Origin of the sequence: Synechococcus sp. TAK9802 (assembly GCF_014279535.1) — a bacterium.
Classification (GTDB): domain Bacteria; phylum Cyanobacteriota; class Cyanobacteriia; order PCC-6307; family Cyanobiaceae; genus Parasynechococcus.
Genome location: NZ_CP047937.1, coordinates 1437861 through 1450858 on the forward strand (window position 1 = coordinate 1437861; position 12998 = coordinate 1450858).

The following is a 12998-nucleotide window of genomic DNA, read 5'->3' on the forward strand; positions in this document are numbered from 1 at the left end:
TCAGGCGTCCCCGCAGTTTAAAGGCCGACGAACCGAGCACCTGCTCCATGCTTCAGAAGCCAACGGCGCTGGGGTGCGGAAGGCTTAAACCCCAGCCAGGTTTCGGTGATCAGCGGCCGGGGTTCTGATCGCTGCCGCTGCTGCAGTGCCCACAAGGCCTGAGGGCTCGGGACCAGCTGCCAGCGCTGATGCCCCACCCGCATCACCAGTGCTCCGGAGCGAGACTGCAGGCGCTGCACCGATAGGCCGTCGCTCCGAAGCACCTGGCCGATGGCGATGGGAGCTTGGCCTTGCTGGGGAGCCTCAACGCGGTGGGCCAGCGCTTGCCAGCAGGCCAGCACGTCTGTGGCCACAGGATCCAAAAGCAGCACCCAGTCCAGACGGCCGTGGCCATGCACAGCGGCGAGCTTCTTGGCCATCCGGCAACTGCGCGCATCGCCATGGGTGCTAACCAGAGCGGCACGCCCACGATGGCGACTAAGCAACCAGTGACGATCAAACCGCTCCACCGTCACCAAACCATCGCTCAACTGCACGAGGCCTTGGACGAGCAGGGCGGTTGCCAGGGAGATCAACGACCAGCAGCGGCGACAGGGCCCTGCCCCCAGCAACCAAAGCAGCAAGCCCAGTACCAGCAGGGCAACCACCCACATCTGGGGACGTCCGGTGAGCAGTTGAGCCCCAGGCCAGTGGCTGATCCAGCTGGCCATGGTGATCACCAGGCCCGCCAACTGATGAACAGGCCACAACATCAGGGGCAGCACAGCGGTAGGCCCCACGAGAACCAACAGTGCCGAGAGCATGGCCAGCAGCGGGGCAACAAGCAGATTCGCAACCAGCGCGTACAACGGCATGGCACCGAAATGGAGTAACTGCAGCGGCAGCGTCCAGAGCAAGGCCGCCACAGGGATGGACAACGCTGCTGCCAGGCCCTGGCAGCGATCCGGCAACCACGCCTGAACAGCCTTCTCGAGACGAGGAGCCGTCAGGATCAGCCCAGCGGTGGCCGCCGCACTGAGTTGAAAACCAATCGATAGGGCCCAGGCCGGGCGCAACAGCAACATGCCGCTGAGAGTCAACAACAACACACCGACTGGACGGCTGTGATGACCTGCCTCACGAATCAGCAAGGCCATCGCAGCCATCAGCACCGCCCGCACCACCGATGGCTCGGCTCCGGCAAGGCAGAGAAACAGCAGCAGCGCCGTGGCCGCCAGGGGAAGCCGCAGGCCAGGAGGCCAGCGGCGGGCCAGCATCAGCACACTGCCGAGCAGTACGGAGAGGTGAAAACCCGATGCCGCCAAGGCATGGGACAAGCCGGCCAAGCGGAACGCCGCTCGGTTGTCTTCCGGGAGCTGCACCTGGGCGCTGCCCAGCACCAGAGCGGCCAGGAAACCGCCCCGCCGCGGCCCCACGGCCTGTTGCAGCCGTTGAGCAACATCGCGCCGCAGATCAGCCAACGGCGTCCATGGACGCTGCAGCACTTCGATGCTCTCAGCCCGCAGCTGACTCCAACTGCCTTGGCGGGCCAGGCGTTCTGCCGATCCCGGCAACAGCGGGTGTACCGCTGGCAGTGGACGCCTCAACACCCCCGTGGCCTGGACACGCCAGCCCTGCAGCAGGGGTGCAGGGCACTCAGGAAACTGCAGCTCGGTTCGCCCGTCGACCCGACGAGCATCGATCCGATCCAGCTCCAATAGACCGGAACACCCCGAGGGAAAACGGCGCACATCGGCAAGCAAGCGCCCGCTGATCGCCACGGCCGCCGGTGGCGTCTGGATCAGGCGAGATGAATCGGAGCGGCTCGGCGTCGGCGCCCCCCACAGCACCCCTCGAAGCACAAGGAGCGCCAGGAGACAGAGGGCAATGGCATCAGCAGAACGACGTCGACGCAGAAACCATCAGGCCGCTGTCTCGAGAGTTCCCCCTTTCAAGAGCGGGAAACCAAGGGCCTCCCGTTCCGCCAGCCAGGCCTCGGCCACCTTGCGGGCCAGGTTGCGGATCCGACCGATGGTGGCGGTGCGCTCCGTCACGGAAATCACACCACGGGCCTCCAAGAGGTTGAAGGTGTGGCTGCACTTCAGAACGAAATCCAAGGCCGGTGCCGGCAGCTGCTTCTCGATCAGATCGGCAGCTTCCGCTTCATAGATGGCGAACAACTGCTTGAGCCGCTCGGGATTGGAGGCCTCAAAGTTGAAGTGGCACTGCCCCTTTTCAAACGGCAGCCAGATCTCTCCATAACTGCGCTCACTGTTCCAGCTGAGGTCCCAGATGCTTTCCACGTCTTGGAGATACATCGCCAGCCGCTCGAGCCCGTAGGTGATCTCAATCGAAACGGGCTTGCAATCGATGCCGCCGCATTGCTGGAAATAGGTGAACTGGGTCACCTCCATGCCGTCGAGCCACACTTCCCAGCCCACGCCCCAGGCGCCGAGGGTTGGGGACTCCCAGTTGTCTTCGACGAAACGGATGTCGTGGTCAGCGGCCTTGATGCCCAACGCCTCCAATGACGCCAGGTAGGTCTCCTGGATGCCGTCAGGGGATGGCTTGATCAGCACCTGATACTGGAAATAGTGCTGGGCCCGGTTGGGGTTGTCGCCATAACGGCCGTCGGTGGGGCGACGGCAGGGTTCGGGATAGGCCACGGCCCAGGGCTCCGGGCCAATCGCACGGAGCACCGTGTGGGGGCTCATGGTGCCGGCACCCTTTTCGGTGTCGTAGGGCTGCAGCAACAGACATCCCTGGTCTGCCCAGAACCGGTTGAGCGTGCTGATGATGTCCTGAAAATGCACTGGGCCGGGGCGTCCTGGGTTCCGATTCTGCCCAGTTGCCGTTCAGCCCTCCAAAGCCAGGCAACGGTGCAAGTGCGCGATGGCGTGCTGGCGATGCGGATTATTGCCGCTGGGACCAATCATTCCGAGCCAGAAACTGCCATCCCCCTGAAAGACCAGGACGGGCTTTGCACCGCCCTTGCCATGGCAATCCAGCAAGGACATGCACAGCTTTTCAGCGACCTCAGGGCCCTTGGGGCGCTGGCGCAGGCGACGCAGCAAAGGATCCACCTGCGAGAAGGAGACGAAACAGGCGCGGTCGGAGTCGGTGATCAGGATCAGGCCATCCAGCCACTGCACTTCCTGAAGCAGCTCTTCGATGCGGGGCAGCAGCTTCGGCAGCGGAAACGCCAAACCGGAACCTCCCCTTAACGTTCTCTTCAGCTTTCCTACGTCAGCAGCGGGGTGTGTCGCAAGCGACGCAGGCGAAGATTCATGTCCTAAGGATCAAAACGCCCATCTGCCCGGCCACGAGCGAGCGGTGGTTCGCTTCGGCAAATCCCGCCTGCCTTGCCAGCCGCTCCTGTTCAGGCCCCGCAGGAAAGCGCTCCAGGCTTTTCTCCAGGTAGGCGTATTCCTCCCGTAAGCCCACAGAGGCGGCAGCGGGCACCACGAGGCGACGCAGATAGAAGCGCTGAAAGGCAGCCGCCGCGCCGCTTTGGGGCAGACGGTTGAAGTCCAGAACCCCAGCACGCCGGCCGGGCTTCAACAGCCGGCGCAGTTCTTTCAGCCCCTGCAGGGGGTCAGCAAGATTGCGCAATCCGTAGGCCATCACCGCACCATCCACGCAGGCACTGGGCAGTCCGGTGTCGAGGGCATCCCCTTGCTGGAAGGTCACCGGTAACCAGGGCTGCTGGCGCTGGCGCTGGCGGGCGCGCTCAAGCGGAGCAGCGGCGGCATCGAGACCAGTGACAGCACCAGCGGGGCGAACACATCGCCCAAGTTCCAAGGCCAGGTCCCCCGTTCCGCAGCACAGATCCAGCCAATACTCTCCAGCCACCGGCTTGAGGGCGCGCACCAACTGACGTTTCCACTGGCGATGCAACCCGAAACTGAGCACATCGTTGAGGCGGTCGTAGCGGGGAGCGACAGCGTCAAACAGCTGTTCCACCGCCGCGGGATCACCAGGCTTCATGGACGGATCGTCAGGCCACGGGAAAGCAGATCTTGCTTGATCTGTTCCACGGTGAGAACACCGTCGTGCAGCAACGAGGCCAGCAAGGCTGCGGAAGCATGGCCTCCCTCGGGGCCCACGTCCAACGCCTCAGCGATGTGATCCAGGCAACCCGCACCACCGGAGGCGATTACCGGGATGGGGACCGCATCGGCCACAGCCCGGGTTAGGGCGAGGTCGTAACCAGCCTGGGTGCCATCACCATCCATGGAGGTGAGCAGGATCTCTCCAGCCCCGAGGCCAGCCACCCGTTGGGCCCACTCCACAACATCGAAGCCAGTGTTCTCGCGGCCTCCCTTCACGTACACATCCCAGCCGCCAGCATCGCGACGACGTGCATCAATGGCCACGACGATGCACTGGCAGCCGAACTGATCGGCCCCCTCTCGCACCAGCTCAGGCCGCCGCACCGCCGAGGAGTTGAGGCTCACCTTGTCGGCACCGGCCCGCAACAACTCGGTGATTCCCTCAACGGTGCTGATGCCGCCGCCAACCGTGAAAGGAATCGTGACCGATTCAGCTGTGCGACGCACCATGTCGATCAGGGTGCCGCGCCCCTCATGGCTGGCTGCGATGTCGAGGAAAACAAGTTCATCCGCCCCTGCCCGGCTGTAACGGCAAGCCAGCTCCACTGGATCGCCGGCATCGCGCAGGCCAACAAAATTGACACCTTTCACCACCCGTCCCCGAGCGACATCCAGGCAAGGAATCAGACGCAGAGCAACCATCGATTCGGCGCAAAAGCGACTGTTAGGGTTGCGCCACTCTCCAAGCCTCGCAGGCCATGTCCCAGGCTGACGCCATTTCGATCGGCTCCAAGGTTCGCGTGACCCGAGTGCGTGATCGCATTCCCCAGGCCATGGTTGACCTTCTCAAGAAGGACGCCAACGGCACGGTGAAGGATTTCCGCACCGTCGACGGCAAAGGAATCGGTGTGGTTGTTGAGCTCAGCGATGGCTCCACCAGCTGGTTCTTCGAAGACGAAATCGCCGCCGCCTGAGGACTGTCTCTGTGAGCGACGCGCGTCAGCTGCTTGGGATGAAGGGTGCCTCAGGCACCACCAACATCTGGAAGCTGCGGCTGCAGCTGATGAAACCGGTCACCTGGATCCCCTTGATCTGGGGGGTCGTTTGTGGTGCTGCAGCCAGCGGCAACTACGCGTGGCGTGTGGATCACGTGCTCGCAGCCTTCGCCTGCATGTTGATGAGCGGCCCCTTGTTGGCGGGCTTCACCCAGACCATCAACGACTACTACGACCGCGAGATCGACGCGATTAACGAGCCATATCGGCCAATCCCGTCGGGAGCGATTCCCCTGGGCCAGGTGAAGCTGCAGATCTGGGTGCTGCTGCTCGCCGGTTTGGGCGTGTCCTACGGACTCGACCGATGGGCCGGCCACACCACGCCTGTGGTGTTTCTGCTCGCGTTGGGTGGCTCGTTTGTGAGCTACATCTATTCAGCACCTCCGCTGAAGCTGAAGCAGAACGGTTGGCTGGGGAACTACGCCCTAGGCGCCAGCTACATCGCCCTGCCCTGGTGGGCCGGCCAGGCCCTGTTTGGGCAGCTGACCTGGGGCACTGCACTGCTCACCCTGGCCTACAGCCTTGCGGGCCTTGGCATCGCTGTCGTTAACGACTTCAAAAGCGTTGAGGGCGACCGTGAACTCGGGCTTCAGTCGTTGCCGGTGGTGTTCGGCATCAAACGCGCCAGTTGGATCAGCGCCGCGATGATCGATGTTTTTCAGCTGGCGATGGTTGCCGTCTTGATCGGGATCGGCCAGCATTTTGCAGCGGTTCTACTGGTTCTCTTGATCGTTCCCCAGATCACCTTCCAGGACATCTGGCTGCTGAGAGACCCCGTGGCCTTTGACGTGAAATATCAGGCCAGTGCCCAGCCCTTCCTGGTGCTCGGCATGTTGGTGACCGCTCTGGCCGTGGGCCATAGCCCCTTGACCCAGCTGATGTGAACCGTTCCCGCCTGCACTGGGCACTGATCGCTGGAACAGCAGCTGCAGTGGGCGTGGGCGCTGCTCTAAGCATGCGCGCCCTGACGGAACTGGTGGATGCCACGCTGCCGGATGCCCGAGGGATTGCCAGTTTCAATCGGCCGGGAACGATCACCCTGCTCTCCACCAACGGCAAGGTGATCCAGAAGCTGGGGCCAGCCACGCGGGAGAAGGTGAAGCCCGGTGCGATGCCGCCAACGGTGGCTGAGGCTTTCATCGCCGCCGAAGACCGTCGCTTCTACCAGCACGACGGTGTGGATGGCTGGGGCATCGCCAGGGCCATCGTCACCAATGTCCGCCAAGGCGCGGTTCGGGAAGGAGCAAGCACCATCACCCAGCAGCTGGCTCGAACCGTCTTTTTGAGCCAAGACCGCACCATCACCCGCAAACTCAAGGAAGCGGCTCTGGCCATGAAGCTGGAGCGCCAGCTGAGCAAGCAGCAGATCCTCGAGCAGTACCTCAACTACGTTTACCTGGGGTCTGGCGCCTATGGCGTTGCCGATGCGGCATGGATCTACTTCTCCAAAACCCCGGAGCAGCTCACGGTTCCTGAGGCAGCCATGATCGCTGGGCTGCCGCCAGCTCCATCGATTTATTCACCCCTGGTGAACCCGGATCTGGCCAAGGAACAGCGCTCGATCGTTCTGGACCGCATGGCCCAGGCCGGATTCATCTCCGCCAGCGAGGCAGAGCGCGGTCGCAACAGCCCCCTCGGCCTGAAGCCCGCAACACCCAAGTACTTCAACAGTTCAGCGCCTTACTTCACCACCTGGATTGCCCAGGAGCTGCCCAAATTCTTAACGCCCGAACAACTGGAGGTGGGTGGGGTCAAGGTGCGCACCAGCCTGAATCTCGACTGGCAGAAGAAAGCTCAGCAAGTGATTCGAGCCAATGCCCCCTTCGACACGGAAGGTGCGATGGTTTCGATCGATCCCGGCAACGGACTGGTGCGGGTGATGGTGGGCGGCAAGGATTTCTCCAAGAGCCAGTTCAACCGCACCATCCTGGCGCTGCGCTCTCCGGGCTCAACCTTCAAGCTGTTTCCCTACGCCGCAGCCATTGATCGGGGCATGAAGCCCGAAACCAAAGTGTTTGATGCCAAGCGGTGCTGGAACGGCTACTGCCCCAAAAACTTTGGCAACAAGTACTACGGCAACATCTCCCTGGCCGATGCCCTCAAGAACTCACTCAACACGGTGGCGGTTCAACTGCAGGACATCGTTGGATTTGATGCCGTCATTGAAGTTGCCAACAACTTCAACATCGGCACCGATCGGCCTCTCGGCAAGTACTACCCCATGGCCATCGGGGCCTACGAGCAAACCATCCTCGACATGACCGCCGCCTATGCCGGCATGGCCAACCGCGGCGTGTTCTTCTCACCCAGCCCCTTTGAGGAAATCCGAGGACCGAAGAATGAGCTGCTTTGGAGCCGGCGCCTGAGCGACAACCGAGGCAAGCGAGCGATTGATCGTGATGTGGCGGACACCGTGAACTGGATGCTGCAGCGGGTGGTGACCGGCGGCACCGGCATTGCCGCCAAACTCGATGATCGCCAGGTGGCAGGCAAAACGGGAACGTCAGAGAACACCCGTGATCTCTGGTTCATCGGCTCGATTCCTCAGCTCACAACAGGCGTCTGGTTCGGATACGACGACGACCGCGCCACCAAGAGCACCAGCGGCGAGGCGGCATGGGCTTGGAAGCAGTTCATGCTCCAGATCAAGGACGAGATCCCCGTCCGCAAATTCCCCGACAAACCCAAGCTGAAACGCAAAGTGCGTTTGGCTGTTGACCCGAAAACGATCGCCAAGCCACCGAAGACCAAACCAAAGCAGAAGAAGGGGAACGGCAGCGGCGAGCCTGATGGAGCTCAACCGACGGTTCAGACCGACCTGCCCGATCTCACGCCCTTGGCGCCTCCGCCTCGCCAGACCCCCTATCTCTGGAGAGATAGGGGGTCTGGCAGGAACGTTGATCGCCAGGGACGTCGCTGGACCCGGGATTGATCCAAGGCCTTAAGCCCGCTTCAGCACAGCCGAATAGAAGCCATCTCCTCCGCTGGCTTGATCCGGCCAGAGCTGGCTTTCCTGCTCCAGGCAGAGCGATGGATGCCGCTTCAACAACGCCTGGATCTGCTTCTGATTTTCATCGAGATGAATGGTGCAGGTGGCGTACACCAACACGCCTTGGGGAGCCAACAACGGCAAAAGCCCATCCAGGAGAGCTTGTTGTTGGGGCAAAAGACCACGAATGGATTGGGGCGTCACCCGCCAGCGGGCATCGGGGTGACGGGCCAGGGTCCCCAGCCCCGAGCAGGGGGCATCGATCAGGATCCGCTGGAAGGATTCTCGCCATTGGGGGCGCTGCTCCAAAAGATTGGCAGCATCCGCAGCCAGGGCATTGATGGAGGCGAGGCCAAGCCGGGCGGCATTGGCGGCAACGCGCTTCAGCCGTCCGGCTGAACGGTCCACAGCCCAGATCTCCGCCTGATCTCCCACCAACTCCGCCAGATGGGTGGATTTGCCCCCCGGAGCCGCGCAGGCATCCAGGATGCGATCTCCCGGCTGGGGATCGAGCAGAGGTGCAATCGATTGCGCCGAACAATCCTGCACACACCAATGGCCCTCGGCATAACCAGGCCAGTGGCGCAGATCGCCGCTGTGGCCTGAGATGCGCAGGCCATCGGGACAACCAACGATGGGCTCGCTGTTGATGCCAGCCGCGGCGAGATCCTTCTGCACCTGCGCAGGGCTCGATCGCAACCGGTTCACCCGCAAATCCAGATCCGGTACGCGGTTGCAGGCGCTGGCCACCGCCGCGCCCCCCTCCGCCCCGCGCCACTCGACCAACAACTGGGTGAACCAATCCGGCAGGGAATGGGCCTGGGCGAGCTGAGCCGGCAAATCGTTGGGCAATAGCAGGGTTTCGCCGGCCTCACGCGTCCGCAGCGCCGCCCGCAGAACCCCGTTCACCACAGGGGCCAGCCGAGCCAATCCCTTACTGGTTTTGGCCAATTCCACGGCGGTGTTCACCGCTGCTGAATCTGGAATCCGCTCCATCAACAGCAGTTGATAGAGCCCCACATGCAACAGCCAGCGCAGCTTGGGCGGTTGCTTCTCGGCCGGCACCTTGCCCAACCGATCCAGCCAGGCATCGAGAGTGCGGCGTTGGCGGATCGCGCCATAGGCCAGCTCGGTCACCAATCCCCGATCCGAAGGCTTGAGGTCCCGCTCCCGCAACACCCGCTCCAGCGCCACATCGGCATAGGCCCCAGCCGCAACCGCCTGCAACACATCCCAGGCGAGACGGCGCGGCAGCAGTCCAATCGGAGCCGAATCAGACAAGAGCGACACGCATCAGTCCCCAGCATGGGCGTCCGGGTGCCAAAGGAACTGACGCAGCGGCAAGCGTCCTTCCTCATCCACCGGAATGCCCTCAGCCAGCAGAAGATCCCGCTGGATCCAGTCACTGCCCTCACGGCTGAGGCTCATCGAAATCCGACCCTGAGCGTTCACCACGCGGTGCCAGGGAACGCTGGACGGGAACTTGAGACGCCGCAAGGCCCATCCCACCTGACGCGCACAACCAAAGGCACCGATCAAATCAGCAATCTGGCCGTAGGTCGCCAAGCGACCGTGGGGGATGCGGGCCACCTGGCTCCAGACACGCTGATCAAACGTGCCGCCGGAGACGTACGGTTCAACGGAGGGATCCTTGGGAGGGATCTGAATGGCGACGGAAGCGCTGACTTCTCAATTGTCGTTCCAGACCCCAAAGCATTGAAAGCCCCCAACCTGTTGCTCACCCGACTGACCGCCCATGCCCCTGCTGCCGCGACGGTTTGAGCGGCTGAAATCCGTGCTCAACCACCGCATGGCGGATCTCACGGTGCTGCTCGAACACGTGGAGAAACCGCACAACCTCTCCGCCATCCTGCGCAGCTGTGATGCCGTTGGAGCCCTGGAGGCCCACGCGGTGAGTTTTGACGGGCGACCACGCACGTTCAACAGCACGGCCCAAGGCAGCCAGAAATGGGTGCCTCTGCACGACCATCCCGACACCGAAACAGCCATCCGCCATCTGAAAGAGAAAGGGTTCCGGCTCTACGGAACCCATCTCGGGGTGAATGCCAAGGACTACCGGGAGTGCGACTTCACCGGGCCCACCGCCTTCGTGCTCGGGGCGGAGAAATGGGGGCTGACCGATCAGGCCCGGGACCTGATGGATGAAGCCCTGTTCATCCCGATGCGCGGCATGGTGCAGTCCCTGAACGTTTCGGTCGCCACCGCCACCCTGCTGTTTGAAGCGCTGCGCCAACGCCAGGTGGCCGGACTGGCTCCTACCCAGGGAGAAGGGCTGAAGCCAGAGCAGTACCAGCAGTTGCTGTTTGAGTGGTCCTACCCCGAGGTGGCCCGCTGGTGCCGGAAACAGGAACGGCCTTACCCCGCCTTGAGTGAGGAGGGAGAGCTTATGGAGGAGTTGCCGCGAACTGTGAAGCTGCGCTGCTGATCCAACGGAAGACTTGTATCTCCGTGAACCCTGGGCCATAACCAAAGCAGCGGATTGTCAGCAATGGACAACAAACAGCTGCACCAGTACGCAGTCACTTACCACTGCGGCAACGAATGGGGCGAAGAAATGCTCCAGTCCGACGATCTCAGCCATGCCGTGGAAGCGGCCCACGCCATCTTCCCCAGCTCCTGCCGGATTTCGATCCGTGAGGTGAAGGCACCGAAACCAGCCTGAAATCAGCGCTGTCGCCGCGGCACTCCAGGCAACTGAACCGCGGCGATCAACACCGCCGTTTCCAGCAGCAGATTTCGGCTGACCAGCACCACCACCAACATCAAGGTGGTGGCCAGGATCCGCTCGAGCAAGGCGATCACGTCATCGGTGCTGTCGCAGCTCTTTTTACAGAGCAACGCGGCCATACTCAGCAACAGCAAGCTGATCCACCAGGCCATCACACCAGTACCGATGAGGTCAGTCTGACGCGGGCCGGGCTTCTGCGCCGCTCACCCAGGCCTCAATGCCTTCACCAAGGAAGGACAGCCCCAGCACCAGCACAAACATCGCAAGGCCGGGGAACAGTGCGGTCCACCAAACCCCTGTGGGCACTGCTGCAAGGGCCAGGTTGAGATCACCACCCCATTCAGGCACGGTCTCCGGCAGACCCAGGCCGAGAAATCCCAATCCGCCCAGCACCAGCACTGCATCAGCGGCATTGAGGGTGAGCAACACCGGCACGGAGGTGATCACGCTGCGGAACAGGTAGCGCCGCAGGATCCAGAGCGGCCCCGCCCCGAGGCTCTGGGCTGCCTCCACAAACAGCTCGCTCTTCACCTGGGCGGTTTGATTGCGCACCACGCGGAAATACTGCGGCACGTACACCACACAGAGGGCGGCGGCGGCATTGGGGACGCCCTTGCCCAGCAGAAAGGCCAACACCACCGAAAGCAACAACACCGGCAGCGTGTAGAGCGTGTCCATCAGCAGCACCATCAGGCGATCGACAGCGCCGCCGAAATAGCCACTCACCATGCCCAAAGGCACACCCACCAGCAGAGCCACACCCACCGCCAGGAACACCACCTGAAGCGCCACTCCACTGCCTGCCATGGTGCGCACACACACATCCCGGCCAAGCCGGTCGGTGCCGCACCAATGGGTCCAGCTGGGAGCGGAGTAGATCGGGTTCTCCAGGCCGGCATTGGCGTCCGGAAGGACGCCAGCACTCACCAACAACGGCGTGATCAAGGCCACCAGCAGGTAGATCCCCACAATCACCAGGCCCCAACGGGCCATGCGGGTGGAGAGGCTGCGGATCACGGGCAGGTTGGCCTCAGGCAGATGCATTGTCTCCCGAACCGCGGAAGAATGAGGCCATAGCGTCCAGCTACCGCTAAAGATCTATCTTCTTGGTCTTGCTATTAGGGCTGGTATTAACGCTGCCAAATTCCCCAAAATTGAGCTGTGGCGGAGACGAATTAGACGAGCGGGTACAGGCTCTCGACGAATCAGCAGCAACTGACCTTGTTCACTTGGGTGATGCAGTTGGCGAATAAAGACCCCATAGCTAGGAAATGAATACTCATTGGCTCGCCCCCTGGACCAAGCCAACGTTCCTCAAAAAGGCTTCAGCAGTCAACAGCTTGAGAGCTGGGGGATGCTGCACCAAGCCCGGCGTGAGGCCGTCATTGATAAATGCATACAAAGCCTTCCACCACCGACAACCAATCAACTCAAGGGCATGCTGGAGGAGTGGTGCCAGCAACAACGGCTCGACTCTCCGCAAAAGCTAGAACGCTGGCAACAACAACAAGGATTGAGTTCAGAACAATGGGAGCAGTTTGCCACCCGCCGCGGCCGCTGGCTGCTGTGGTGCCAACGAAACCTTGAAGACAAACTGAATAGCCACTATCTCAAACGCAAGAATCAACTGGATCAAGTGAGTTATTCGCTCTTGCGTGTCAAAGAAAAACACCTGGCCAATGAATTGCACCTGCGCATCAAAGAAGGCGAGGCCAGCTTTGAAGAGGTTGCCGAGGAATACTCCGAGGGGCGTGAGCGACTACAAAGAGGCCGGCTCGGACCAGTGCCGTTAAGCCAACCTCATCCAATGCTCGCAAAGTTGTTGCGTGTCAGCACGCCCAAGCAACTGTGGCCGCCTAAACAACTCGAAAACTGGTGGGTTGTGGTGCGGCTTGAGGAATTGCATTGCGCAGAGCTCACCGATTCACTCAAGCAGCGACTGCTCTTCGAGCTCGGCGATCAGCACTTGGAAGAACAACTTTTAGCTGCCGAAACCAAGAGCGGGGCCTAGTTTTTTATGCCTAGCCAGCAGCCTGAGCCCAACCTTAATCCTTGGCAGACACTCCTCGGCGTCAGCCAGCAGATGTTGCAGCCACTGAGCCTTAATACTGGCCAAAGGCTGCACGATCTCGACAAATTACCGCCCGGAGTGTTGTTGATCGAACAAGGCGATA

The 12998-nt window shown here is 62.0% G+C and carries 15 protein-coding genes; 6 read left to right on the forward strand and 9 right to left on the reverse strand.

The features are described from left to right. Positions 1 to 17 precede the first annotated feature (17 nt). The 5 genes from SynTAK9802_RS08410 to hisF all read right to left on the reverse strand — a co-directional run bounded on the left by SynTAK9802_RS08410 (position 18) and on the right by hisF (position 4733). Positions 18 to 1895 carry a ComEC/Rec2 family competence protein gene (locus tag SynTAK9802_RS08410; protein ID WP_186498134.1) on the reverse strand — a complete coding sequence of 626 codons (1878 nt, stop codon included), beginning with the start codon at positions 1893 to 1895 and terminating at the stop codon, positions 18 to 20. A 6-nt stretch (positions 1896 to 1901) separates the two neighbouring features. Beyond that, positions 1902 to 2792 carry a glycine--tRNA ligase subunit alpha gene (gene glyQ / locus SynTAK9802_RS08415; RefSeq protein ID WP_115008732.1) on the reverse strand — a complete coding sequence of 297 codons (891 nt, stop codon included), beginning with the start codon at positions 2790 to 2792 and terminating at the stop codon, positions 1902 to 1904. 42 nt (positions 2793 to 2834) lie between these two features. Beyond that, positions 2835 to 3185, reverse strand: coding sequence for a hypothetical protein (locus tag SynTAK9802_RS08420; protein ID WP_186495739.1), 351 nt, complete (start codon positions 3183 to 3185; stop codon positions 2835 to 2837). 79 nt (positions 3186 to 3264) lie between these two features. Beyond that, positions 3265 to 3966, reverse strand: a complete 702-nt coding sequence (gene ubiE, locus SynTAK9802_RS08425) for a bifunctional demethylmenaquinone methyltransferase/2-methoxy-6-polyprenyl-1,4-benzoquinol methylase UbiE (protein ID WP_186495740.1) — start codon at positions 3964 to 3966, stop codon at positions 3265 to 3267. Then, positions 3963 to 4733: an imidazole glycerol phosphate synthase subunit HisF gene (gene hisF, locus SynTAK9802_RS08430; protein WP_186495741.1), complete on the reverse strand. Its 771-nt coding sequence runs from the start codon at positions 4731 to 4733 to the stop codon at positions 3963 to 3965. Before hisF ends, ubiE begins: the two co-directional genes overlap by 4 nt. Before the next feature lie 56 nt (positions 4734 to 4789). Here hisF and SynTAK9802_RS08435 point away from each other — a divergent pair, with 56 nt between their 5' ends. Genes SynTAK9802_RS08435 through SynTAK9802_RS08445 form a run of 3 tightly spaced genes read left to right on the forward strand, consistent with a single transcriptional unit; the run spans position 4790 to position 8018 of the window. After that, positions 4790 to 5005, forward strand: a complete 216-nt coding sequence (locus tag SynTAK9802_RS08435) for a DUF2862 domain-containing protein (protein WP_114988478.1) — start codon at positions 4790 to 4792, stop codon at positions 5003 to 5005. Between the two features lie 11 nt (positions 5006 to 5016). Continuing rightward, on the forward strand, positions 5017 to 5970 hold the full coding sequence (gene chlG / locus SynTAK9802_RS08440; protein ID WP_186495742.1) for a chlorophyll synthase ChlG: 954 nt from the start codon (positions 5017 to 5019) through the stop codon (positions 5968 to 5970). After that, positions 5967 to 8018 (forward strand): transglycosylase domain-containing protein, encoded by a 2052-nt coding sequence (locus tag SynTAK9802_RS08445; RefSeq protein ID WP_186495743.1) that lies wholly within the window; start codon positions 5967 to 5969, stop codon positions 8016 to 8018. The genes chlG and SynTAK9802_RS08445 overlap by 4 nt, the downstream gene beginning before the upstream one ends. 9 nt (positions 8019 to 8027) lie before the next feature. On the opposite strand, the gene SynTAK9802_RS08450 is transcribed toward SynTAK9802_RS08445, so the two are convergent. Together SynTAK9802_RS08450 and SynTAK9802_RS08455 are read right to left on the reverse strand one after the other, a co-directional pair. Beyond that, entirely contained in the window at positions 8028 to 9365 is a 1338-nt protein-coding gene (locus SynTAK9802_RS08450) for a 16S rRNA (cytosine(967)-C(5))-methyltransferase (protein WP_186495744.1), read from the reverse strand. 3 nt (positions 9366 to 9368) lie between these two features. Beyond that, positions 9369 to 9737: an MGMT family protein gene (locus tag SynTAK9802_RS08455; RefSeq protein ID WP_186498136.1), complete on the reverse strand. Its 369-nt coding sequence runs from the start codon at positions 9735 to 9737 to the stop codon at positions 9369 to 9371. Between the two features lie 94 nt (positions 9738 to 9831). On the opposite strand from SynTAK9802_RS08455, the gene trmH reads away from it, so the two are divergent. Further along, the gene (gene trmH, locus SynTAK9802_RS08460) at positions 9832 to 10521 is read left to right on the forward strand and encodes a tRNA (guanosine(18)-2'-O)-methyltransferase TrmH (protein WP_186495745.1); all 690 of its coding nucleotides are present in this window, start codon (positions 9832 to 9834) and stop codon (positions 10519 to 10521) included. Positions 10522 to 10584: 63 nt separating this feature from the next. After that, the gene (locus SynTAK9802_RS08465; RefSeq protein WP_170950570.1) at positions 10585 to 10758 is read left to right on the forward strand and encodes a hypothetical protein; all 174 of its coding nucleotides are present in this window, start codon (positions 10585 to 10587) and stop codon (positions 10756 to 10758) included. Positions 10759 to 10760: 2 nt separating this feature from the next. Here the strand turns inward: SynTAK9802_RS08465 and SynTAK9802_RS08470 are convergent, their stop codons facing one another. Together SynTAK9802_RS08470 and SynTAK9802_RS08475 are read right to left on the reverse strand one after the other, a co-directional pair. Beyond that, positions 10761 to 10976, reverse strand: a complete 216-nt coding sequence (locus tag SynTAK9802_RS08470) for a hypothetical protein (RefSeq protein ID WP_186495746.1) — start codon at positions 10974 to 10976, stop codon at positions 10761 to 10763. 19 nt (positions 10977 to 10995) lie between these two features. After that, positions 10996 to 11868, reverse strand: coding sequence for an ABC transporter permease (locus tag SynTAK9802_RS08475; RefSeq protein ID WP_186495747.1), 873 nt, complete (start codon positions 11866 to 11868; stop codon positions 10996 to 10998). Positions 11869 to 12106: 238 nt separating this feature from the next. Between SynTAK9802_RS08475 and SynTAK9802_RS08480 the strand changes: the two genes are divergently transcribed. Further along, on the forward strand, positions 12107 to 12835 hold the full coding sequence (locus tag SynTAK9802_RS08480; protein ID WP_186495748.1) for a peptidylprolyl isomerase: 729 nt from the start codon (positions 12107 to 12109) through the stop codon (positions 12833 to 12835). Positions 12836 to 12998: the final 163 nt, after the last annotated feature.